This is a genomic window from Thauera sp. (assembly GCF_047601425.1).
GTDB lineage: Bacteria > Pseudomonadota > Gammaproteobacteria > Burkholderiales > Rhodocyclaceae > Thauera.
This window is the reverse complement of sequence record NZ_JASGJL010000001.1, coordinates 2,885,268-2,905,707: the sequence shown is the minus strand read 5'-3', so window position 1 is coordinate 2,905,707 and position 20,440 is coordinate 2,885,268. Positions and strand designations below refer to the sequence as shown.

Here is a 20,440-nt window from a genome sequence, read left to right as displayed (position 1 = left end):
ATGAGCAGCCAGCCGTGGGTGCTGCAATTCTGTCATGGCTATGACGGCCCTTTCCTCGACGTTGCGCGCCAGTACGCGGCATTGTTCGAGGGCACGCCGTACAAGGTGTGCACCGTTTACCTGACCGGCGAGCCGGATGCGGAGGTCGAGCGCGCTTCGGCTTCGGACGAGGTGATCTTTCTCGGCTACGACAGCCGCGAGGTGCGCGGCCTCAAGCTCGGCGCGATGCGGCGCTTGCGGCAGATCGTCGCTGGTCGGGATTTCCGTTTGTGCATTGCGCACCGTTTCAAGCCAATCTACGTTGCTCTGCTGGCGACCCGTTTGCCGGTGGTCGGTGTCCTCCACGCATTCGGTGTCTTCGAGCGTGCCATGCGGCGCTGGTTCGTCAGCCGTTTCCAGTCGCGCATGCTGCTACTGGGTGTGTCTGACGCTGTGCGCGACGAGATGCGAGCGTATCTGCCGGATTGGGACCGCGAGCGCATCCAGACGCTGTACAACCGGATCGATGTCGGTGCCGTGCAGGCCGAACAGGTGTCGTGCGAGGTGGCCCGCGAGGCGCTGGGGTTGCCGCATGATGCCTGGGTGGTGGGCAACGTCGGCCGCCTGCACCCGGACAAGGACCAGGCCACGCTCATCCGCGGTTTTGCCGAGGCGCTGCCGCGGCTGCCGGCGGGCAGCTTGCTGGCGATCATGGGAAGTGGTCGCCTGGAAGGGAGGCTACGCGGGCTGGCCGATGAATTGGGTATCGCAGCGCAGGTGCGATTTCTCGGCCAAGTGCCCAATGGGCGGCGCTATTTCAAGGCATTCGACGTGTTCGTCTTGACTTCGGACCATGAACCCTTCGGGATGGTGTTGCTGGAGGCGATGGCTGCCGGCGTGCCGGTGGCCTGTAGCGACTGCGGTGGCGGGCGCGAGGTGGTCGAGGGCGTAGGCAGGGTCTTCCCTTTGGGAAATGCGACTGTGCTCGCAGACGTCCTGAGTACGGGGCCGGCAAACAGTTGTATACATGTTCCGGCGAGGTTCACCGATGAGTACGGACGGCAGTGCTTCATGGCGTTTCGCCATCTGCGTGCCTGGCTTGGATGATCGTGGTGTGGGCAGAAAGAACGTGTAGTGGTGCTTAAGGTGGAGCATGAAGATGGGGCAGGCTCGAATTCGTTTTCTCATTCCATATTTCGGGAAATGGCCTTTCTGGATGCCGTTTTTTCTGCAGAGCTGTCGCTACAACCCGAGCATCGAGTGGCTTTTTTTCTCCGATTGCGGTCCTCCGGAGAATTGCCCCCCGAATGTCGAGATCCGTGATCTGTCCTATGTCGGGTATTGCGAAATGGTTTCCGAGCAGCTCGGTATTGAGTTTGCTCCGCCGAACCCTTACAAGCTATGCGATCTGAAACCTGCGCTCGGCTTTGTTCATGCTGACTGTCTGGATGGTTTCGATTTCTGGGGGTTTGGCGACATCGATCTGGTATACGGGAACCTGCGCCGCTATTTCGACGACGAGCGTCTGGGGCGCTACGACCTTTTGTTTACTCATGCGACCCGGATTTCCGGGCATTTGTGCTTATTACGCAATAATCAAAAAATGCTAAAGGCATTCATGATGGTGCCTGGATGGCAGAGGGCACTGGCTGACCCGGCGCATCGGGCCTTCGACGAAAAGGCATTCAGCAAGCTGTTCGTGAAGAACAAGAATTGGCCGGAGCCGCTGAGGCGCTTTCGCCGCGCGCTGAGCCCGATGCTCAGGCGTTGCGAGTTCGTCGAAGCGTTCAGTACCCCCTATGCGCGCATTCCCTGGACTGATGGCAGTTTCGATTTTCCAGCACAGTGGGTGTGGCGTGATGGACGGCTTCATACCGATCGGGATGGCAGACGCGATTTTCCGTATCTCCATTTCCTTGTCTGGAAAGGACATCCTTGGGCAGGTTTGGCCCCCGAACAGCGGGTTGCTGAGCCGGACTTGGCGGCACGTTCATGCTGGGCCATCAGTGCCGAGGGCTTTCATCCTCTGCCCGTGTCGTGCGGGGGAATGTCGCGAGGATGATGACCGGCAGCCAGAAAAGAACCCATTGCACGTTCTGTCTCGTGATGATGCCCTGGCCGAAGGTGGTGCCAATGATCATGGTGTAGATGAACAGGATGAGTGCTATGCGGGCGTGAAGGTCATGTCGGTGTTTCCATCCTGTCCTGATGACGATACAGCATAGGGCCAGATGCAGCAGCAGGCCTGTGATCCCCAGTTCGACGAGGGAGCCGACATATACGCTGTGGTAGTGCGTCCAGCCATCGACGAGTTCTCCGGGAGCGTGGATGAAAACCTGCGTGCCGGCGCCGAAGCCGAAAATGGGATGTTCCCTTGCGCGTTCCAAGAAGCCTTGCCATAACTCCAATCTGTAACTTTGCCCTCTTTCAATGCTGGCCTGAAAATAATCATATGACGCATACAAAAGAGCTAAGAGCAGGATGGTCGCTGCGGCCAATATGGCTACTTTCCTCTTCGTGTTCGTCTTGCAGGTCAGGAATATGATTGTACAGGTGAAAAACATGGCGCCGATTGGCCCTCTGCTGTGCGTGAGGATTGTTGCGGCAGAAAAAATCAAAAAGGCCAGCGAGTAAAGGATTTTTTCCTTCTTTGTCAGATCAGCATCTCTCCAGTTCATCAGGCCAAATATCAGTATCGCAAGAGCACCATATGCCGCTCCGGACCAGAGGGCGTTCCATAGCTTGCCGGCACTTACGAATCGATCTGCAAGGCCGTGTCCCTCGATGCCGTAAAAAATGATGCCATTGGCCACGATACCTGCCAGCGCGGTGACTGTGAGCACTTTTGCCAGTGATGCCATTTTTTCTGGAGACGTCTTCATCCAGTAGTTCAATGTTATCCAGAACATGAAGAGATATATGACTCTCTTGATCTCACTCAGGTGATCGACGGTGCTGTCAGGCGGTGTCCATGCCTGGCTGATGATGTAGCAGGCTCCGTATGCCATGGAAGAAAAAAGAATTCCCGATGGTGGGATTCCTGCATTGAATCTGTTTTTTAGCAGAATCCAGACGCCAGGCAGGGTGAAGCAGATGTGGAACAGTTGCTGGTGAAGCTTTTCGAATGGCAACAGGAAAAACCCTGACATCCATATTGCGGAAAGAATGAAAAAAATGTTCTCACTTCTGTCCGGAAGATGAGTTTTTCGCTGTGTCATTGCTGAGAGCATATGTTCTAGAATTTGTTGAGGAGTTGGATTCTCGTGCATGATCGGGCACGCTCCTTTCAAGTGGGCGGAGTGTAGCACTCAATATGTGAAATGTATGAAAAGGGTGCTTTGCCTTTTTCCCATGGGGCAAGTTTCCGGCAGGCCGGCATCAGCCGCATGCTAGACTGCAGCATCGCTTCAACACCCGGCGTCATATGTCGCAGGACAAGACCTCTTCAGCTTCTTCTCTGAGAATCTACCTCCGCCTGCTGGCCTACGTCCGGCCCTACACCGGTACGTTCGCGGTCAGCATTCTCGGTTTCGTCATCTTCGCCTCGTCGCAGCCGATGCTGGCCGGAGTGATGAAGTATTTCGTCGATGGCCTAAACGATCCGGCGGCTGTGCTCGATCTGGGTTGGGAACTGCTCGACGGCGTGTCGCTGATGAAAGCCGTGCCGCTGATGATCGTGCTGATTGCGTTGTGGCAGGGGGTGGGCTCCTACCTGGGCAACTATTTCCTCGCGCGGGTTTCTCTCGGGCTGGTGCACGACTTGCGGGTCAAGCTGTTCGACAGCCTGTTGAGCCTGCCGAACCGCTATTTCGACCAGAACAACTCCGGCCACCTGATTTCGCGCATCACCTTCAACGTGACGATGGTCACGGGGGCGGCGACGGATGCGATCAAGGTCGTCTTCCGCGAAGGCCTGACGGTGATCTTCCTGTTCGGCTATCTGTTGTGGATGAACTGGAAACTGACCTTCGTCATGGTCGCGGTGCTGCCCTTGATCGGCGTGCTGGTGGGGCGTGCCAGCCGCAAGTTTCGCAAGCAGGCCAAGCGCATCCAGGCGGCGATGGGCGATCTGACCCATGTGGTGTCGGAGAGCATCCAGGGTTATCGAGTGGTGCGCAGCTTTGGTGGCGAGCCATACGAGTCCGGGCGCTTCCTGCATGCCAGCGTCGACAACACCAAAAAACAGCTGCGCATGGTCAAGACCGGCGCCGTGTTCACGCCCAGCCTGCAGGTCGTCACCTATGGCGCAATGGCGGCGGTGCTGTTCCTGGTGCTGCTGCTGCGCGGCGATTCCACCGCGGGTGACCTGGTGGCCTACATCACCGCCGCCGGCCTGCTGCCCAAGCCGATCCGCCAGTTGTCCGAAGTCAGCTCCACCATCCAGCGCGGCGTGGCCGGCGCCGAGAGCATTTTCGAGCAGTTAGACGAGGCACCGGAAGTGGACGAGGGCACGGTCGAGCGCGACCGATTGGAAGGGCATATCGAGATCAAGGGGCTGAACTTCCGCTACCCCGGCGCGGAGCAGCCGGTGCTGCAGGACATCGATGTCGATATCCCGCCTGGCCGGATGGTGGCCCTGGTCGGCCGATCGGGCAGCGGCAAATCCACGCTCGCCAACCTGATTCCGCGCTTCTACGACTACAGCGAAGGGCAGATCCTGATCGACGGCGTCGATTCGCGCGACTACCGCCTGCGCAACCTGCGCCGCCACATCGCCCTCGTCACCCAGCAGGTGACGCTGTTCAACGATACCGTGGCCAACAACATCGCTTATGGCGACCTCGCCGGCGCGCCGCGCGAAGCCATCGAGGCCGCGGCCGAGGCGGCCTACGCCAGGGAGTTCATCGATCGCCTGCCGCAAGGTTTCGACACCGAGATCGGCGAAAACGGCGTGACCCTGTCGGGTGGCCAGCGCCAGCGCATGGCGATCGCGCGCGCGCTGCTCAAGAACGCGCCGATCCTGATCCTCGACGAAGCCACCTCGGCGCTCGATACCGAATCCGAGCGCCACATCCAGGCGGCGCTCGATCGCGCCACCTCCGGCCGCACCACGCTGGTGATCGCCCACCGGCTGTCGACCATCGAAAAGGCCGACCTGATCCTGGTGATGGACCACGGCCGTATCGCCGAACGTGGCACCCACGCTGAACTGCTCGCCGCCGGCGGCCACTATGCCGGCTTGCATGCGCATCAGTTCAAGGATGTGGATTGATGCTGTCCGGTCACAGCTGAAGCCGCTTGCGACAGGTTGGCTGGGCGTATGTCGAATCAGCGCCCAGCTCCGGCCGTGGCATTCAGCCACGCCTGCAGATCTGCTGCTTCATAACCTTTGCCAGCTTGTGCAGCATAGCCTTCGGCAAAGGCTTGGCCGCCGTCGGCCATCAGCCAGGCGCGGTCTTCGCGATAGCGCAGCAGGTGGGCGAAATTGCGCTTGCGCTTGAAGCGCGGCAGCGGGCGGCGGCCGATCTGCATGTCGGCGATGTCGATCAGGCCGAGCCGGCCGTCATTACCGAGGACGATGTTGCCGAGGTGGATCGAGCGGAAGAACACGCCGTACTGGTGCAGCGTCGCGACGAAGCGGCCTAGCTGGCCGAGCAGCGCGGGGATGTCGAGCCCGGGCCGCGCGCCGTGGATGATCTGCCGCAGCGTGAGGCCGGGCAGCGGACGGTAATGGACGACGTCGCGGCGCATGGCAGGAAAGCGATGTAGCTGAATCACCTGCGGACAGGGCACGTCCAGCCGGGCGAGCGCAGCGGCGTTGTCGGCAAAACGGCGTGCATAGGGGTACCACGCGGCCGATGACAGCAGCCGCTTGCGGCGGAAAATCTTGAGATAGCTGCCGTCGGCATGGCGCAACACCTTCTCGCCGTGGCCGTCGGCCTCGATGACTTCGGCGTCGCCGCGCAGGGTGGGGTAGTCGATTGCGCTGTCAGACATGTCTGTTACCAGGATGTTACAGGCACATCTTAACCGCCATGCCGGCGAAGCGGCAGTTTCAGCTTGATGAACACCGTCAATCGCGGTGATCCTTCTTGACATGGACTCCGGAACTGCACTTCGAACTGGAGGTCTTGGGCGTATGTGATACGCTCGATCACCGTGTTCGACGCCGCATCGCGAGCAGCGCCATTGTCGTGTTGCTCGCAATCCCGTATTCAGGAGCTTGCCATGAGCACCCCTCTAGATCCCCGCGTATCCGAGTTCGAGACCAAGGAGCAGGCTGATAGCCATGACAAATGGTTTCGTGCGAAGGTGCAGGCAGCGATCGATGATCCACGCCCGGGGATTCCGCACGATGAAGTCATGGCGCGGATGAGCGCGCGCATTGCCGAACTGAAAGCCAAGTATCAGAAGGTTGCGTGATGCTTCCGGTGGTCTGGAGCGCTCGGGCGGAGGAAGACCTTCTCTCGATCATTGAGTTCGTTGGTGAACGTGACCCTTGGGCAGCAGAGCGGCTGGGTGATGCCATTCGAGAAAGCACTTGGCCTTTGCCGGAACATCCCCATTTGTTTCGTCCCGGCCGGGTGCTTGGCACGCGTGAAATCGTCGTCCATCCGAATTACATAATTGTGTATCGCGTTGAACTGGTCTGCATCAAGGTTCTCAACGTACTGCATGCCAGACAGGAATATCCCTGATTTCTGAACGCAGCAGGTAAACCTGCCAATCACGGTTCAGGCAGGCGGCAGATTGGCATCCAGCCAGCGCCACAGCGCGCTGTCCGTCGGCCAGTTGCGCAGCAGGCGGGCGCGGTCGCGGCGCCAGGCGCGGGCGTGGGAGGATGCGCTGCGGTGCTGCTGCATGGCGTCGAGGTCGATCAGCACGACATGGCCGTCGTGCCACAACAGATTGGTGGCCTTCATGTCGCCGTGCGAGATGCGTTCGCGGTACAGGGTGGCGAACAGCGTGCGCAGGGCCTCGGCTTCCGCAGGCGGCGGGCCGCTGTCAACGTAAGGGGCGAGGTGGGTGGCCAGGTCTTCCCCGGGGCACCAGGCGTTGATGATCCAGGCCCGGCGGCGCAAGGGGCCGGCGCGTTCCTCGATCATCGCCAGCGGCGCGGGTGTGGCAATGCCGAGGAAGGCGAGCCGGTGGCCTTCCACCCACGAATGCGCGGCCCGGCTCGGCCGCCAGGCCCGCGATAGCGCGTGGCGGGTGTTCTTGAGGTTGTAGCGTTTGATCACCAGCGGCCGGTTGCCATGCTCCAGCTTCGCCACCGTGCAGGTGCCGCCGTCCTTCAGCAGGCTGCCGTGGGCGATGGCGGCGTCCGGGTCGGCCAGCACTTCGGCGAGTTCGTCCGCTTCGGCACGCACCGCGATCGTCAGCCGGTCGAAAGTCTTTTCCGCCTTGAACAGTGTGCAATCGCGGAGTGTTTTGGCGAGGAAGTCCTTGAGCCGCGCATCGCGGGTGTGGGTGATGCGCTCGCGCAGTGCTGCCGTGTCGAGCGTGGGCAGGCCTTCGCCGTCCTGGCGCCAGGCGTCGATGAGCGGGGCGATGTGTTCGTCCCAGCCGGCCGGCAGCTGTGCTGCCAGGATGGCGAAGTTGGCGGCGGCCTGGTCGGCTTGCAGTGCCTGCCCGGGTGAGAGGCTGCGCACTGCGTCGCCGTCGATGACCATCAGCTCGCCGCCGCTGACGAGGAAGTTGCCCAGATGCAGGTCGTCCTGCACCAGGCCGTGTGCATGCATGCGGCCGAGCATGGCGAAGGCTGGTGCCAGCACCGCGAGTGCGTCGGCATGACTGGCGGGCAGGCCGGCAACGGCTTGCCAGTGGTCCGACAGGCTTGCCGCGTCGGCGAGGAAGTCCGTCAGCAGCACGTGGCCGCCGCCGTGGAGCTCGCCGGCGTGCCGTAGCGCGGGAGTCGGAATGCCGGCGGCGGCCAGTGCCTCGATGCCCTGGCGTTCACGCTGCCAGTGCCGGGTGCTGCCAGGGGCGATGAAGAGTTTTGCCAGCATGCGGCTGCCGGCGGTTTCGGCTTCGCCGACGATGCGCTTGCTGGGCAGGATGCGCAGGACGCGGAGCATGACGAGTTCGCGGCCATCGTCGAGCGTGACTGCGAAGGGCAGCGGCGGCTCACGCCCGGCGGCACGCAGCGAGCTCGCGGTCTGGGCGGTTGGCGTGGTCATTCCCGTCCCTCGAAGTAGGCCAGTATCTGCCGCCGCACGGGTTGGCCGGCGGCGGTCAACTGGTCCAGCGAGCCGAAGGCCTCGCGCAGCGCGGGCGTGTCGTAGCCGGGGCAGAGGCGCCACTGCGTCACGGCTGCCTGTCCTGCGGCGGCGCGTACTTGCGCAGGTAGCGCGCCTGCAGCTTCTCCGCCCGCTGCGTCAGCTTGCGCAGCAGCGGGGCTTCTTCGCGCAGGGTGTCGCGCAAGGGGCGGGGAAAGTAATCGCGCAGGAAGCGCAGCAGGTCGCGCCGGGTCAGGCCGATGTTCAGTGCCGAGAAATACAGCCCGGCCAAGTCCTTGTCGCGCCAGCGCCGCGGCGTGGCGCTGCGCACCTGGCTGCGGTGCAGGTCGATCAGCGACAGGCGCAGCGCGTCCGGCGTGGGCGGCGGCTCGGTGTGCAGCAGGAAGTGGCAGAGGTAGAAGTCGCGGTGGTTCATGCCGCCTTCGTGCATGCGCCGCGCCATGTCGGCGACGCGGGCGATCAGCGCGTGCTTGAGCGCGGGCGGCGGCGGATGTTCGGCCCAGTCGCGGCACCAGTCTTCCAGGCTGATCGTCGGCGCCAGCGCTTCGGTGACGATGAAGGAGTGCTGGCGCGCCGGGTTGGACCCGCGTTCGCCGTAGGCGACGGCACGCATCGTGGCGACGCCGACCTCGTTCAGGCGCGCGATCGCCTCCCATTCGTTGCGCGCGCCGAGCACCGGCAGGCGCAGCGACAGCAGGTTCTTGAAGATCTCGCCCCAGCCGATGCCGCGGTGGATCTTGACGAAAAAGGCCCGGCCGGCGACTTCGGTGCGCAGCGTGCGGCGGCCTTCGAGTTCGCGGAACACTTCGCCCTGCAGCGCCTCGACTGCTTCGAAGGCGTTGCGGCCCTGCCACAGGCTGCGGAAAGGTTCGTCGAGGAACAGTGTGCTCATGCCTTCCGCCCTGTCGCCGGCAGGTCGAGGATCACGTCGGCGGCGCGCTCGGGCAGGCTGTAGAGATCGGCGTGTTCGGCGAAGGCGAGGCCGTTGGTCTGCCAGCGCCGGCGTGCGTCGCCGTCGGTCAGCATCTCCGCCAGCATGCGGTCGAGCTGGGCCTGCACGAAGGGTTCGGGCACGACGCGGCCGGCGTCGGCATCCTCGATGTAGTGGGCGTAGCCGCACACCGCGCTCGCCAGCACCGGCAGCCCGGCGACGATCGCTTCCAGCAGCACGGTGCCGGTGTTCTCGTTGTAGGCCGGGTGGATCAGCAGCTCGGCGCCGAGCAGGAAGCGCGGCACGTCGCTGCGGCCCTTCAGGAAGTCGACGCGCTCGCCCAGGCCGAGGGTGGCGGCCTGCAGCTTGAAGGGCTTGGGATCGTCCTGGCCGATCACCATCAGCCGGGTGCGGCGCTTGAGCGCGTCCGGCAGCGCGGCCAGCGCCTTCAGGCTGCGGTCCACGCCCTTGGTCTTGAAGCCGGAGCCGATCTGCACCAGCAGCAGGTCCTCATCGCCCAGCTTGAACTCGTTGCGGAACTCCGCCCGGATCGCTGCCGCGTTCGGCGTCGCGCGGCGGTCGGCGGCGATGCCGGGCGGCAGCAGGTGGAAGCGGCTGACCGGCGTGCCGTAGTGCCTGACGAACAGCGGCTGCTGCACGCTGGAGATCATCAGGATCTCGGTGCGGCTGTCCGGCCCGAACACCGCGCGCTCGTAGGCGGCGAAGTGGCGGTAGCGGCTGCCGAGCCGGTACAGCGGGTTGCGCAGGGTCTGGGCCTTGTCCTCGAAGCAGGGGTCGGCGGCGTAATACACGTCCAGCCCCGGCATCTTGTTGAAGCCCACCACCCGGTCCGCCGGCCGGCGGGCGAGGTCGGCCTGCACCCAGTCGGTGTATCTGCGGTAGCGATGGTGGTTGAACAGCGCGCGCACCGGCACATGCACGACCTCGAAGCCGGCCGGCACCTCGCCCTGCCATTCCAGCACATACACCCGGATCGCGTGGCCGCGCGCCTGGCAGGCCTGGGCGATGCGCAGGAAGTCGCGCTGCATGCCGCCGAAGGGGAAGAACTTGTACAGACAGAAGGCGAGCTGCATCAGTGAGCCTCCGCGGGGGGCAGGCTGGCAGCAGGTGCCGGCGCTTCCGGGCGCAATCGATTGTGTTCTGCGGCGCCGGCGACAGCATCCGGCCGCTCGAGCAGCCGGGCGAGCTCCTGCCAGACGTAGTCGGGCGGCAGCTGGGTGAAGCAGGGCGGCTGGGTGTGGGCGAAATCCGGCCGCGCCTTGTCCTCCGCCGTCGGCACGTAGCTGCACTGCTTCTTCAGGCAGGGCGCGCAGGGGAAATCCGCTGCCAGGTGGCGCTGGCCGAAACCCCAGGCGCCGGTGAAGCCGGGGTTGGTCGGGCCGTACAGCGACACCGTCGGCACCGCCAGCGCGGCGGCGAGGTGGCCCAGGCCGGTGTCGACCGCGACGCAGGCGCGGGCGCCGGCGATTTCGGCGGCGACACCGGCCAGCGGCAGGCGGGGCAGCACCTGCACGCCGGGCAGGCCGGCCGCGATGCGTTCTGCGCGCTCGTGCTCGGCGGCATTGCCCCAGGGCAGGCGCACCTGCCAGCCGGCGGCGCAGGTACGCTCGGCCAGTTGGCGCCAATAGGCTTCCGGCCAGTGCTTGGTGTCCCAGGTCGTGCCGTGCAGGAAGACGACGTAAGGTGAGTCGCCATCCTTGGTCGCCTGGCCGGCGCCTGCCAATACGCGGCTGCGGTCGAGGCCGTAGGGGTCGTGCGTCGGAGTATGGTCGCCGAGGCTGGCCGTCGCATCGGCCGGCAGGGCGTAGCCCAGCGCCTGTGCGAACAGCTCGCGCACCCGCAGCACCGCGTGGCGGCCCCAGGGCACGGTATGGCGATGGCGGTAGAACAGGCTCGCCAGCGGCTCGCGCGCCGAGCGCCTGTCCAGGCCGTGCAGCGGGCCGTGGGCGTGGCGGGCGAGCCAGGCGCTCTTGAACAGGCCCTGGGCGTCGATCACGGCATCGTAGCGGTGCAGGCCGATCGCCTGCCGGAAGGCCTGCCATTCACCGCTGCGGCGGGCCTGCAAGGGATGCTTGCGCCAGCGCCGCACCGCGACCGGAATCACCTGGTCAACCGCCGGATGCCAGCGCGGGATTTCGGCGAAAGCCTCTTCGACCACCCAGTCGAAGCGGATGCCGGGCAGGGCGCGGGCGGCATCGGTCAGCGCGGGCAGGGTGTGGATGACATCGCCGAGCGAGGAGGTCTTGACGATCAGCACGCGCATCGCTGCGTCAGGCTCCGCGAACCAGCGGGATGACCTGTGCGGTCCCGCCGGCGGCCGTACAGGGCAGGCCTAGCTCGCCCAGCGCAGCCAATACGCGCTCCGGCGCGATGTCGGTCAGGCAGCGGGTGTGGCCCAGCGGGCAGACGCGCTTGAAACAGGGCGAACAGTCGAGCCGCAGGGTCTGGATGGAGACGCGTGAGGACAGCGGCGGCGTATGTTCCGGGCTGGACGAGCCGTAGATCGCCACCAGCGGCACGTCGAGCGCGGCGGCGACATGCATCAGGCCGGAGTCGTTGGTGACGGCGGCGGCGCTCATCGCCAGCAGGTCAACCGCATCGCCGAGTGCGGTGAGGCCGGCCAGGTTGTGCACCGCCGGGTTGCCGGCAGCGATGGCCTTGCCGGCTTCGCGGTCCTTGTTCGAGCCGAGCACCCAGATCTGGAAGCCTTGTTCGGCCAGGCTGCGCGCCAGCGCGGCGAAGTGCGGGATCGGCCATTGCTTGGCCGGGCCGTATTCGGCGCCGGGCATGAAGGCGACGGCCGGCACTTCGGCGGGCAGGCCGTGCTTCTCGCGCAGGTGGGGCTGGTTGTCGGCCTGGGCGACCAGCCTTGGCATCGGGAGGGGTTCCGGCAGCGGCGTGCCGGCCGGCGCGGCGAGGGCAGTGAAGCGCTGCACCGTCATCGGCAGCGCCACCTTGTCGAGTTTGCGCAGATCGTTGAGCAGGATGTAGCGCATTTCGCCGCGGAAGCCGGTGCGCTGCGGGATGCCGGCGAAGAAGGGCACGAAAGCCGATTTCAGCGAGCCGGGCAGCACGATCGCCTGGTCGTAGCCTTCGCCCGCCAGCGACTTGCCCAGTTGACGGCGCTTGGCGAGGTCGAATTCGCCGTGGCCGAGCGGCATCACCACGCCGCGCCGCACTTCCGGCATGCGGTCCAGGATCGGCAGCGACCAGCCCGGCGCGAGCACGTCGATGTCGCAGGCGCCGCGCTGCTTGAGCGCCTTGAACAGGCTCTGCGCCATCACCATGTCGCCGACCCACGAGGGGCCGACGACGAGAATCTTGCGCGAGGTGGCGGACGTCATGCCTGCGGCGGTCCGCTCAGCCGCGCGTGGCGAGCCAGTCGAGGTAGGCCGGCACGCCGGTCTCGACGTTCATGAAGGGGCGCTCGTAGCCGGCGGCGCGCAGCGCGCCCATGTCGGCTTCGGTGAAGCTCTGGTAGCGGCCCTTCAGGTGGTCGGGGAAGGCGATGTAGTCGATGCCACCGCCTTCGTGGCCCTGCGCGCGGTGCCAGCGGGTGGCGGCGTGGGCGACGTCGTTGAAGCTCTGCGCACGGCCGGTGCCGAGGTTGAAGATGCCCGACACCTGCGGGTTGTCGAGTAGCCACAGGTTGACCGCGACGATGTCATCCACGTGGATGAAGTCGCGCCGCTGCTCGCCGGGACCGTAGCCGTCGCTGCCTTCGAATAGGCGCACGCGGCCCGACTCCGCGAGCTGGTTGTAGAAGTGGAAGGCGACGCTGGCCATGCTGCCCTTGTGCTGTTCGCGCGGGCCATAGACGTTGAAGTAGCGCAGGCCGACGACCTGGCTGCCGATGCCGGCCAGCCTGGTGCGCAGATGGCAGTCGAACTGGAACTTGGAATAGGCGTACATGTTCAGCGGCTGCTCGAACTCGCGCGCCTCGCGGAACACCGGCCCCATGCCGTACACCGAGGCCGACGAGGCGTAGATCAGCGGTACCTTGCCCGCCACGCACCAGGCCAGCACGGCCTTGGTGTATTCGTAGTTCACCTTCATGACGAAGCGGCCGTCCCACTCGGTGGTCGAGGAGCAGGCGCCTTCGTGGAACACCGCTTCGACGGCGCCGAAGTCCTCGCCGGCCTGGATGCGAGCGAGGAAGTCGTCCTTGTCCATGTAGTCGAGGATGTCGGCGTCCGACAGGTTGAGGCATTTGCGCCCGTCGGTGAGGTCGTCAACCACCAGGATGTCGCGGATGCCGCGGGCGTTGAGGCCATGAACGATGTTGCTGCCGATGAAGCCGGCGCCGCCGGTGACGATGATCATGCTGGTTTCCTTCAGTCTGGTGTGCCGCTGCCGCGCAGCGCGGCGGCGAGTTCTTCGGGGCTGACGGTGGCGGTGCCGAGCTTGCCGACGACGATACCGGCGGCGACGTTGGCCACCGCGGTCGCCTCGGCCAGCGCCAGGCCGCAGGCCAGGCCGGCGCCGAGCACCGCGACCACCGTGTCGCCGGCGCCGGTGACGTCGAACACGTCGCGGGCGCGGGTCGGCAGGTCGAGCGGCGCCTGGCCGGCTTGCAGCAGCGTCATGCCGCGCTCGGAGCGGGTGATCAGCACGGCGTTGAGTTGAAGCGAGGCGCGCAGCGCTTCGCCGCGTTCGCGCAGCGCCGCCTCGTCGGCGCAGTGGCCCACCACTGCTTCGAATTCGCTCATGTTGGGGGTGATCACGGTGGCGCCGCGGTAGCGGCCGAAATCAGTGCCCTTGGGGTCGACCACCACCGGCACGCCGCGTTCGCGGGCGCTGCGGATCAGGCTGCCGGCCTGGGCCAGCGTGCCCTTGCCGTAGTCGGACAGCACCGCCGCGCCGGCGCCGGGCAGGGTGTCGCCGAAAGCCTGTTCGATGCCGGCCGATTCCAGTACCGCGAAGCTGTCCTCGAAGTCGAGCCGGATCAGCTGCTGATGGCGGCTGATGATGCGCAGCTTGGTGATCGTCGGGTGCTGCGGCGCTTCGAGCAGGCGGCAGGCGACCTGGCCGGCTTCGAGCTTTTCGCGCAGGCGCTGCGCCGCTTCGTCGCGGCCGACCAGCGCCACCAGTTCGGTGTTGGTGCCCAGCATCGCGGCGTTGAGCGCGACGTTGCCGGCGCCGCCGGCGCGGTATTCGTCGGCTTCGACCTTGACCACCGGCACCGGCGCCTCGGGCGAGATGCGGTTGGTCGAGCCGTGCCAGTAGCGGTCGAGCATGACGTCGCCGACGATCACGAGGCGACCGCGGGAAAACTCGGGCAGGGAAGTCGTCATGGCTCGGCTGGGCGCAGGGATGGCGGGGGCGGAATTATCCCACGAAGCCGCGCTGTGCGGCGGCACCGGGATGGGCGCCGGCAGCGGGTCATGGCCATGTCCGGGTGTCCGGTGCTGGGCGGAGCACTCTGTCCGCTTATTGTATATGGTGGAAACTACGGTTTCCCGTGATTGGCTTGAGGTGTACCCTGACCTCCCCTTTCGGGTGGCGGTATGCCGTGATCTGCGGGCGTGCCGCATCCGTGCCGCGTAGTCGAACCCCGTCATCCACAAGCATGCAAGAAAAATCCATTCTTCCCAGCCTCTCCCGGCGCAGCTTTCTGAAGCTGGCCGGCGGCAGCGCGGCGGCGACCTCGCTGAGCGCGATGGGCTTCAGCGCGGCCGAGGCCAGCGTCGCGGCCCACGTCCGCCAGTTCAAGCTCGCCACCACCACCGAAACGCGCAACATCTGTACCTACTGTTCGGTCGCCTGCGGTCTCATCATGTATTCCAAGGGCGACTACTACGCAGGCGAGAAGGCGAAGATCATCCACATCGAAGGCGATGCGGACCACCCCACCAACAAGGGCACGCTGTGCCCCAAGGGCGCGGCGATCCAGGACTTCGTCAACTCCGAGACCCGCACCAAGGTGCCGCGCTACCGCGCCCCGGGCTCGGACAAGTGGGAAGAGGTGAGCTGGGACTTCGCGCTCGACAAGCTGGCCCGCCACATCAAGGATGACCGCGACGCCAACTTCATCGAGAAGAACGCGGCCGGCGTCACGGTGAACCGCTGGACCAGCCTGGGTTTCCTGGCCGCCTCGGGCGGTACCAACGAAACCGGCTGGCTGACCTACAAGACGATCCGCTCCTTCGGCACTCTTCCGTTCGACAATCAGGCACGCGTCTGACACGGCCCCACGGTAGCCAGTCTGGCTCCGACATTTGGCCGTGGCGCAATGACCAACGCCTGGACCGACATCAAGAACACCGATCTCGTCATCGTCATGGGCGGCAATGCCGCCGAAGCGCACCCTTGCGGCTTCAAGTGGGTGACCGAGGCCAAGCATCACAACAAGGCCAAGCTGATCGTCGTCAACCCGCGCTTCAACCGCACGGCTGCGGTGGCGGACTATTACGCGCCGATCCGGCCGGGCTCGGACATCACCTTCCTGATGGGCGTGATCCGCCACTGCATCGCCAACGGCAAGGTGCAGTGGGAGTACCTCAAGCATTACACCAACGCCAGCTACCTGGTGCGGGACGGCTTCGGCTGGCAGGACGGCCTGTTCAGCGGCTACGACGAGGACAAGCGCGCCTTCGACCAGAGCGAATGGGAATACCAGTTCGACGACAACGGCCAGCCGCTGACCGACCCGACGCTGGAGCACCCGCGCTGCGTGTGGAACCTGCTCAAGCAGCACGTCGAGGTGTACACGCCCGAGTTCGTCGAGAACATCTGCGGCACGCCGAAGGACCGCTTCCTCAAGATCTGCGAACTGATCGGCGAGACCTCGGCCACCAACAAGGTGATGACCTCGTGCTACGCGCTGGGCTGGACGCAGCATTCCAAGGGTGCGCAGAACATCCGCGGCATGGCGATGCTGCAGCTCATCCTCGGCAACATCGGCCTGCCGGGCGGTGGCGTGAACGCATTGCGCGGCCACGCCAACATCCAGGGCCTGACCGACCTCGGCCTGCTGTCGCACATGATTCCGGGCTACATGGGGCTGCCGAAGGACAGTGAGCCGACCCTGGCGAGCTATCTCTCCACCAAGACCAACAAGCCGATGTTCCCCGGCCAGACCAGCTTCTGGCAGAACACCGACAAGTTCATGGTGAGCTTCCTGAAGTCGATGTGGGGCGAGGCGGCGACGGCGGAGAACGAGTTCGGCTACCAGTGGCTGCCCAAGCTGGACGTGCCTTACTACGACATCCTGCGCATCTTCACGATGATGGACGCGGGCAAGGTCAACCTCTACATCTGCCAGGGCTTCAACCCGCTGATGGCCTTCCCCAACCGGGCCAAGCTGTCGCGCGCGCTGTCCAAGCTCAAGCTGCTGGTGTCGATCGACCCGCTGGAAACCGAAACCGCCGCCTTCTGGCAGAACCACGGCGTCTACAACGACGTGAACCCGGCCGAGATCATGACCGAGGTGCTGGAGCTGCCTTCGACCTGCTTCGCCGAGGACGAGGGCGCGACGGTCAACTCCGGGCGCTGGCTGCAGTGGCACTGGACCGGCGCGACGCCGCCGGGCGATGCCAGGCACGACACCTGGATCATGGCGCAGATATTCCTGCGCGTGCGCGAGCTGTACCGCAAGGAAGGCGGCGTGTGTCCCGAGCCGATCCTGAACCTGAACTGGGAGTACCACAACCCGGGTGACCCCGAGCCTGCGGAGCTGGCAAGGGAAATGAACGGCCGCGCGCTGGCGGACGTGTACGACCCCGCCGACCCCACCAAGCTGGTGCGCAAGGCCGGCGAGCAGGTGGCCGGCTTCGGCGAGCTGCGCGCCGACGGCTCCACCATGTCCGGCTGCTGGATCTATGCCGGCTCGTGGACCGAGAAGGGCAACATGATGGCCCGCCGCGACAACCACGACGAAGGCGGCATCGGCACTTACCTGAACTGGACCTGGTCGTGGCCGGCCAACCGCCGCATCCTCTACAACCGCGCCAGCGCCGACCTGCAGGGCAAGCCCTGGGACCCGAGCCGCAAGCTGATGGAGTGGAACGCCGAGACCCAGCGCTGGGAAGGTTACGACGTGCCCGACTTCTCGCCGGTGGCGAAGCCCGAAGTGGTGCGTCCCTTCATCATGACCCAGGAGGGCACGGCACGCCTGTTCTCGCGCAAGCTGCTGCGCGACGGTCCGTTCCCGACCCACATGGAGCCGTGGGAAAGCCCGATCGAGAACCCCTTCAACAAGAAGATGCGCGGCAACCCGGCCGGCCGGATCTTCCCGGACGACCTGGCGCAGCTCGGCACCAGCGACGAGTTCCCCTTCGTCGGCACCTCGTATCGCCTCACCGAGCACTTCCACACCTGGACCAAGCACAACCGGGTCAATGCGGTGCTGCAGCCCGACTTCTTCGTCGAGATCAGCGAGGAGCTAGCGGCGCTGCGCGGCATCAAGAAGGGCGGCCGCGTACGGGTGTGGAACAAGCGCGGCGAGATCTGGGCCAAGGCGGTGGTGACCAAGCGCATCCGGCCGATGATCTGCGACGGCAAGGAAGTGCATGTGGTCGGCATCCCGATCCACTGGGGGTTCAAGGGCGCGGCGCGCAAGGGCTTCGGTGCCAACAGCCTCACCGTGTTCGCGGGCGAGGCCAACATCGACACGCCCGAATCCAAGGCCTTCCTCGTCAACATCGAGCCGGCCAGCGATGCCGACATCAAGAGGCTGACATCATGACGCTTCCCATCGCCTCCCAACCCCGCACCGCGGCGGCCAACCCGCCGGTGCAGCCGATGGCGTCCAATCTGCTGCCGTCCGACGTGGTGATGGTTTCGGCCACCGCCAACGTGCCGCCGCCGACGCGGCAACTGGTCGAAGTCGCCAAGCTGATCGATGTTTCCAAGTGCATCGGCTGCAAGGCCTGCCAGTCGGCCTGCATCGAGTGGAACGACACCAAGCCGGACATGGAAGAGAACGTCGGCGTGTACGAGAACCCGCACGACCTGACGCCGGACATGTTCACGCTGATGCGCTTCACCGAGTATCAGAACCCGGACAGCGGCGACCTCGAGTGGCTGATCCGCAAGGACGGCTGCATGCACTGCGAGGACCCGGGCTGCCTGAAGTCCTGCCCGGCGCCCGGCGCCATCGTCAAGTACTCCAACGGCATCGTCGATTTCATCTCGGACAACTGCATCGGCTGCGGCTACTGCGTCAAGGGCTGCCCCTTCAACGTGCCGCGCATCCACAAGACCCTCAACGTCTCCAAGAAGTGCACGCTGTGCTCGGACCGCGTGGCAGTGGGCCAGGGGCCGGCCTGTGCCAAGGCCTGCCCGACGCAGTGCATCAGCTTCGGCACCAAGGAAGACATGAAGGCGCTGGCCGCCGAGCGCGTCGAAGACCTGAAGGAGCGCGGCTACGAGAACGCCGGCCTCTACGATCCGCAAGGCGTGGGCGGCACGCACGTGATGTACGTGCTGCACCACCGCGACAAGCCCTCGCTGTACGCCGGCCTGCCCGACGATCCGAAGATCTCGCCGATGGTCGAGCTGTGGAAGGGGCCGGCCAAGAAGCTGGGCCTGATCGCCGCCGGCCTGGCCACCGCGGGCGCGGTGCTGCACGGCATCTTCGCCCGCCCCAATGCGGTGTCGGAGCACGAAGAGGAAGAGGCGCAGGAACTGGTCGACGAGATCAATCACGCGAGCGGGCACAAGCGCGAGCGTGAAACTGCACAGGGCAAGGAGCGATGATGGCAGGCAAACAGCAAGGCGCCGAAAGCCGGCGCGTCTACTCCGCCGCCGGCGACGAGATCGTCTCCCGCAAACCGGTGCTGGTGACACGCTACCGCGGCTTCACGCGGCTCAACCACTGGATCACGGCCGGCAGCATGATCCTGCTGCTGCTGACCGGCTTCGCGTTCTTCCATCCTTCGTTGTTCTGGCTCACCGAGCTGTTCGGCGGCGGCCAGACCACGCGCTGGATCCATCCCTGGATCGGCGTGCTGCTGTTCTTCAGCTTCCTCGGCATGTTCGTGCAGATGTGGCACCTGAACCTGCCGAACCGCGACGACGTCGAGTGGGCGAAAAAGACGCGTGACGTGCTCCAGGGCAACGAGGAGAGCCTGCCCGAGCTCGGCAAGTACAACGCCGGCCAGAAGACCGTGTTCTGGGGCATGGCGGGCGCGATCGTGGTGTTGATCGCAACCGGCATGATGATCTGGGAGGAGCATTTCCCCTTCCTGGTCTCGATCCCGGTGCGTCGCGTCGCGGTGGTGGTGCATGCGGCCACGGCGCTGGGCATCTTCCTGCTGTTCCTGCTCCACGTGTATGCGGCGATCTGGACGCGAGGCACCATCCGCGCGATGACGCGCGGCACCGTCACCGGCGGCTGGGCCTATCGCCACCACCGCAAGTGGTTCCGTGAACTGGCGCAACGCTCCACCGGGAAACAGGCCGACTGATGGCGGACAGCACGCTTCAACCCGATCCTTCCTTCATCACCGGCGGCATCGCCAAGACGCCGTTCGTGCTGCAGCACGAGCCGGCGCAAGTCTTCGAGGCCCGTGCCGCGCGCTTCCGCTTCCTGGCGCAGAGCAGCGAGCTGGCGCCGTATCTGGAGTTTCTGGCCGATCTGACCGAGCTGCAGGCGACGCTGGTGCGGGAGTTGCCTGCGCCGGCGTCGCCTGCCCCCGAGCGCCTGGCCCAGGCTGCGCAGGCGGGCCTGCCGCTGATCGATCGTGCCGCCCTGGTGGACGACGAGCGGTTGCATGCCTGCCTGCAGGCCTTGTGCGATGCCGCCGTCGAACTGGCCATGCCCGAACCGGCACGCCAGGCGCTCGACGCGCTGCGTGGCGCGGATGCGGAAGACCGCCGCTGGCTGCTGGCCAACGTGCTGAGCGATGCGATCCCCGCAGACAGCGTCGCCCCGCACCTGTTTGCCGCCGCCGCGGTACAGGCGCACATGGCGCGGCTGGCCGCCGGCCTGCCGACAGAGTCGTTCAAGCCGGTGGCGACCGGCGTCTGTCCCGCCTGCGGCGGGCGGCCGGTGACATCCTCGGTGATCGGCCTGCGCGACATCGAGAACGTGCGCTACGCCACGTGCAGCTGCTGCGCCACGCAGTGGAACGAGGTGCGCATCAAATGCCTGCGCTGCGGCTCCACCAAGGGCATCAGCTACCGCAGCGCCGGCACCGAGGACGCCACCGTCAAGGCCGAGGTCTGCAAGGAATGCGGGCACTGGACCAAGCTGCTCTACCAGGTGCGCAACACCAGCCTGGAGCCGGTCGCCGACGACGTCGGCAGCATGGGCCTGGACGTGCTGATGCGCGACGAAACGCCGTTCAAGCGGGCGGGTTTCAATCCTTTCCTGATGGGGTATTGA

The 20,440-nt window shown here is 65.4% G+C and carries 19 protein-coding genes; 9 read left to right on the top strand and 10 right to left on the bottom strand.

The window, feature by feature from the left end:
* Together QM748_RS14090 and QM748_RS14085 are read left to right on the top strand one after the other, a co-directional pair.
* Positions 1-1,086: a glycosyltransferase gene (locus tag QM748_RS14090; protein WP_415247555.1), complete on the top strand. Its 1,086-nt coding sequence runs from the start codon at positions 1-3 to the stop codon at positions 1,084-1,086.
* A gap of 46 nt (positions 1,087-1,132) precedes the next feature.
* On the top strand, positions 1,133-2,041 hold the full coding sequence (locus tag QM748_RS14085) for a DUF6625 family protein (RefSeq protein WP_415247554.1): 909 nt from the start codon (positions 1,133-1,135) through the stop codon (positions 2,039-2,041).
* Here QM748_RS14085 and QM748_RS14080 read toward each other — a convergent pair.
* Positions 1,983-3,248, bottom strand: a complete 1,266-nt coding sequence (locus QM748_RS14080) for an O-antigen ligase family protein (RefSeq protein WP_415247553.1) — start codon at positions 3,246-3,248, stop codon at positions 1,983-1,985. The two genes, QM748_RS14085 and QM748_RS14080, sit on opposite strands and share 59 nt — an antisense overlap.
* Before the next feature lie 155 nt (positions 3,249-3,403).
* On the opposite strand from QM748_RS14080, the gene msbA reads away from it, so the two are divergent.
* Positions 3,404-5,191 (top strand): lipid A export permease/ATP-binding protein MsbA, encoded by a 1,788-nt coding sequence (gene msbA, locus QM748_RS14075; protein WP_415247552.1) that lies wholly within the window; start codon positions 3,404-3,406, stop codon positions 5,189-5,191.
* 56 nt (positions 5,192-5,247) lie between these two features.
* On the opposite strand, the gene QM748_RS14070 is transcribed toward msbA, so the two are convergent.
* Positions 5,248-5,916, bottom strand: coding sequence for a toluene tolerance protein (locus tag QM748_RS14070; RefSeq protein ID WP_415247551.1), 669 nt, complete (start codon positions 5,914-5,916; stop codon positions 5,248-5,250).
* 231 nt (positions 5,917-6,147) lie between these two features.
* Between QM748_RS14070 and QM748_RS14065 the strand changes: the two genes are divergently transcribed.
* Positions 6,148-6,342: a hypothetical protein gene (locus QM748_RS14065; RefSeq protein WP_415247550.1), complete on the top strand. Its 195-nt coding sequence runs from the start codon at positions 6,148-6,150 to the stop codon at positions 6,340-6,342.
* Entirely contained in the window at positions 6,342-6,617 is a 276-nt protein-coding gene (locus QM748_RS14060) for a type II toxin-antitoxin system RelE/ParE family toxin (protein ID WP_415247549.1), read from the top strand. Before QM748_RS14065 ends, QM748_RS14060 begins: the two co-directional genes overlap by 1 nt.
* Positions 6,618-6,653: 36 nt before the next feature.
* Here QM748_RS14060 and QM748_RS14055 read toward each other — a convergent pair whose 3' ends face one another.
* Genes QM748_RS14055 through rfaE1 form a run of 8 tightly spaced genes read right to left on the bottom strand, consistent with a single transcriptional unit; the run spans position 6,654 to position 14,405 of the window.
* The gene (locus tag QM748_RS14055) at positions 6,654-8,099 is read right to left on the bottom strand and encodes a lipopolysaccharide kinase InaA family protein (protein ID WP_415247548.1); all 1,446 of its coding nucleotides are present in this window, start codon (positions 8,097-8,099) and stop codon (positions 6,654-6,656) included.
* Positions 8,096-8,230, bottom strand: a complete 135-nt coding sequence (locus QM748_RS14050) for a hypothetical protein (protein WP_415247547.1) — start codon at positions 8,228-8,230, stop codon at positions 8,096-8,098. The genes QM748_RS14055 and QM748_RS14050 overlap by 4 nt, the downstream gene beginning before the upstream one ends.
* Positions 8,227-9,051 (bottom strand): lipopolysaccharide core heptose(I) kinase RfaP, encoded by an 825-nt coding sequence (gene rfaP, locus QM748_RS14045; protein ID WP_415247546.1) that lies wholly within the window; start codon positions 9,049-9,051, stop codon positions 8,227-8,229. The genes QM748_RS14050 and rfaP overlap by 4 nt, the downstream gene beginning before the upstream one ends.
* Positions 9,048-10,184, bottom strand: a complete 1,137-nt coding sequence (locus QM748_RS14040) for a glycosyltransferase family 4 protein (RefSeq protein WP_415247545.1) — start codon at positions 10,182-10,184, stop codon at positions 9,048-9,050. The genes rfaP and QM748_RS14040 overlap by 4 nt, the downstream gene beginning before the upstream one ends.
* Entirely contained in the window at positions 10,184-11,374 is a 1,191-nt protein-coding gene (gene waaC / locus QM748_RS14035; protein ID WP_415247544.1) for a lipopolysaccharide heptosyltransferase I, read from the bottom strand. Before waaC ends, QM748_RS14040 begins: the two co-directional genes overlap by 1 nt.
* A gap of 7 nt (positions 11,375-11,381) precedes the next feature.
* Positions 11,382-12,455, bottom strand: a complete 1,074-nt coding sequence (gene waaF, locus QM748_RS14030; RefSeq protein WP_415247543.1) for a lipopolysaccharide heptosyltransferase II — start codon at positions 12,453-12,455, stop codon at positions 11,382-11,384.
* A gap of 16 nt (positions 12,456-12,471) precedes the next feature.
* The gene (rfaD, locus tag QM748_RS14025) at positions 12,472-13,434 is read right to left on the bottom strand and encodes an ADP-glyceromanno-heptose 6-epimerase (protein ID WP_415247542.1); all 963 of its coding nucleotides are present in this window, start codon (positions 13,432-13,434) and stop codon (positions 12,472-12,474) included.
* Between the two features lie 11 nt (positions 13,435-13,445).
* Positions 13,446-14,405: a D-glycero-beta-D-manno-heptose-7-phosphate kinase gene (gene rfaE1, locus QM748_RS14020; RefSeq protein WP_415247541.1), complete on the bottom strand. Its 960-nt coding sequence runs from the start codon at positions 14,403-14,405 to the stop codon at positions 13,446-13,448.
* Positions 14,406-14,680: 275 nt separating this feature from the next.
* On the opposite strand from rfaE1, the gene fdnG reads away from it, so the two are divergent.
* The 4 genes from fdnG to fdhE are packed head-to-tail and all read left to right on the top strand — an operon-like array spanning position 14,681 to position 20,440.
* Positions 14,681-17,797 carry a formate dehydrogenase-N subunit alpha gene (gene fdnG, locus QM748_RS14015; RefSeq protein WP_415247540.1) on the top strand — a complete coding sequence of 1,039 codons (3,117 nt, stop codon included), beginning with the start codon at positions 14,681-14,683 and terminating at the stop codon, positions 17,795-17,797.
* Positions 17,794-18,810, top strand: coding sequence for a formate dehydrogenase subunit beta (gene fdxH / locus QM748_RS14010; protein ID WP_415247539.1), 1,017 nt, complete (start codon positions 17,794-17,796; stop codon positions 18,808-18,810). Before fdnG ends, fdxH begins: the two co-directional genes overlap by 4 nt.
* Positions 18,810-19,520, top strand: a complete 711-nt coding sequence (locus QM748_RS14005) for a formate dehydrogenase subunit gamma (RefSeq protein WP_415247538.1) — start codon at positions 18,810-18,812, stop codon at positions 19,518-19,520. The genes fdxH and QM748_RS14005 overlap by 1 nt, the downstream gene beginning before the upstream one ends.
* Positions 19,520-20,440, top strand: coding sequence for a formate dehydrogenase accessory protein FdhE (gene fdhE, locus QM748_RS14000; protein ID WP_415247537.1), 921 nt, complete (start codon positions 19,520-19,522; stop codon positions 20,438-20,440). The genes QM748_RS14005 and fdhE overlap by 1 nt, the downstream gene beginning before the upstream one ends.

Excerpts from the sequence above, each read along its gene's own strand:
- QM748_RS14055 (WP_415247548.1), bottom strand. The coding sequence starts at position 8,099 with ATGACCACGCCAACCGCCCAGACCGCGAGCTCGCTGCGTGCCGCCGGG.
- QM748_RS14060 (WP_415247549.1), top strand. The coding sequence starts at position 6,342 with ATGCTTCCGGTGGTCTGGAGCGCTCGGGCGGAGGAAGACCTTCTCTCG.
- QM748_RS14090 (WP_415247555.1), top strand. The coding sequence starts at position 1 with ATGAGCAGCCAGCCGTGGGTGCTGCAATTCTGTCATGGCTATGACGGC.
- rfaE1 (WP_415247541.1), bottom strand. The coding sequence starts at position 14,405 with ATGACGACTTCCCTGCCCGAGTTTTCCCGCGGTCGCCTCGTGATCGTC.
- rfaD (WP_415247542.1), bottom strand. The coding sequence starts at position 13,434 with ATGATCATCGTCACCGGCGGCGCCGGCTTCATCGGCAGCAACATCGTT.
- QM748_RS14040 (WP_415247545.1), bottom strand. The coding sequence starts at position 10,184 with ATGCAGCTCGCCTTCTGTCTGTACAAGTTCTTCCCCTTCGGCGGCATG.
- QM748_RS14080 (WP_415247553.1), bottom strand. The coding sequence starts at position 3,248 with ATGCACGAGAATCCAACTCCTCAACAAATTCTAGAACATATGCTCTCA.
- QM748_RS14065 (WP_415247550.1), top strand. The coding sequence starts at position 6,148 with ATGAGCACCCCTCTAGATCCCCGCGTATCCGAGTTCGAGACCAAGGAG.
- fdxH (WP_415247539.1), top strand. The coding sequence starts at position 17,794 with ATGACGCTTCCCATCGCCTCCCAACCCCGCACCGCGGCGGCCAACCCG.
- QM748_RS14070 (WP_415247551.1), bottom strand. The coding sequence starts at position 5,916 with ATGTCTGACAGCGCAATCGACTACCCCACCCTGCGCGGCGACGCCGAA.
- waaF (WP_415247543.1), bottom strand. The coding sequence starts at position 12,455 with ATGACGTCCGCCACCTCGCGCAAGATTCTCGTCGTCGGCCCCTCGTGG.
- QM748_RS14085 (WP_415247554.1), top strand. The coding sequence starts at position 1,133 with ATGAAGATGGGGCAGGCTCGAATTCGTTTTCTCATTCCATATTTCGGG.
- msbA (WP_415247552.1), top strand. The coding sequence starts at position 3,404 with ATGTCGCAGGACAAGACCTCTTCAGCTTCTTCTCTGAGAATCTACCTC.
- waaC (WP_415247544.1), bottom strand. The coding sequence starts at position 11,374 with ATGCGCGTGCTGATCGTCAAGACCTCCTCGCTCGGCGATGTCATCCAC.
- fdhE (WP_415247537.1), top strand. The coding sequence starts at position 19,520 with ATGGCGGACAGCACGCTTCAACCCGATCCTTCCTTCATCACCGGCGGC.
- rfaP (WP_415247546.1), bottom strand. The coding sequence starts at position 9,051 with ATGAGCACACTGTTCCTCGACGAACCTTTCCGCAGCCTGTGGCAGGGC.
- QM748_RS14005 (WP_415247538.1), top strand. The coding sequence starts at position 18,810 with ATGGCAGGCAAACAGCAAGGCGCCGAAAGCCGGCGCGTCTACTCCGCC.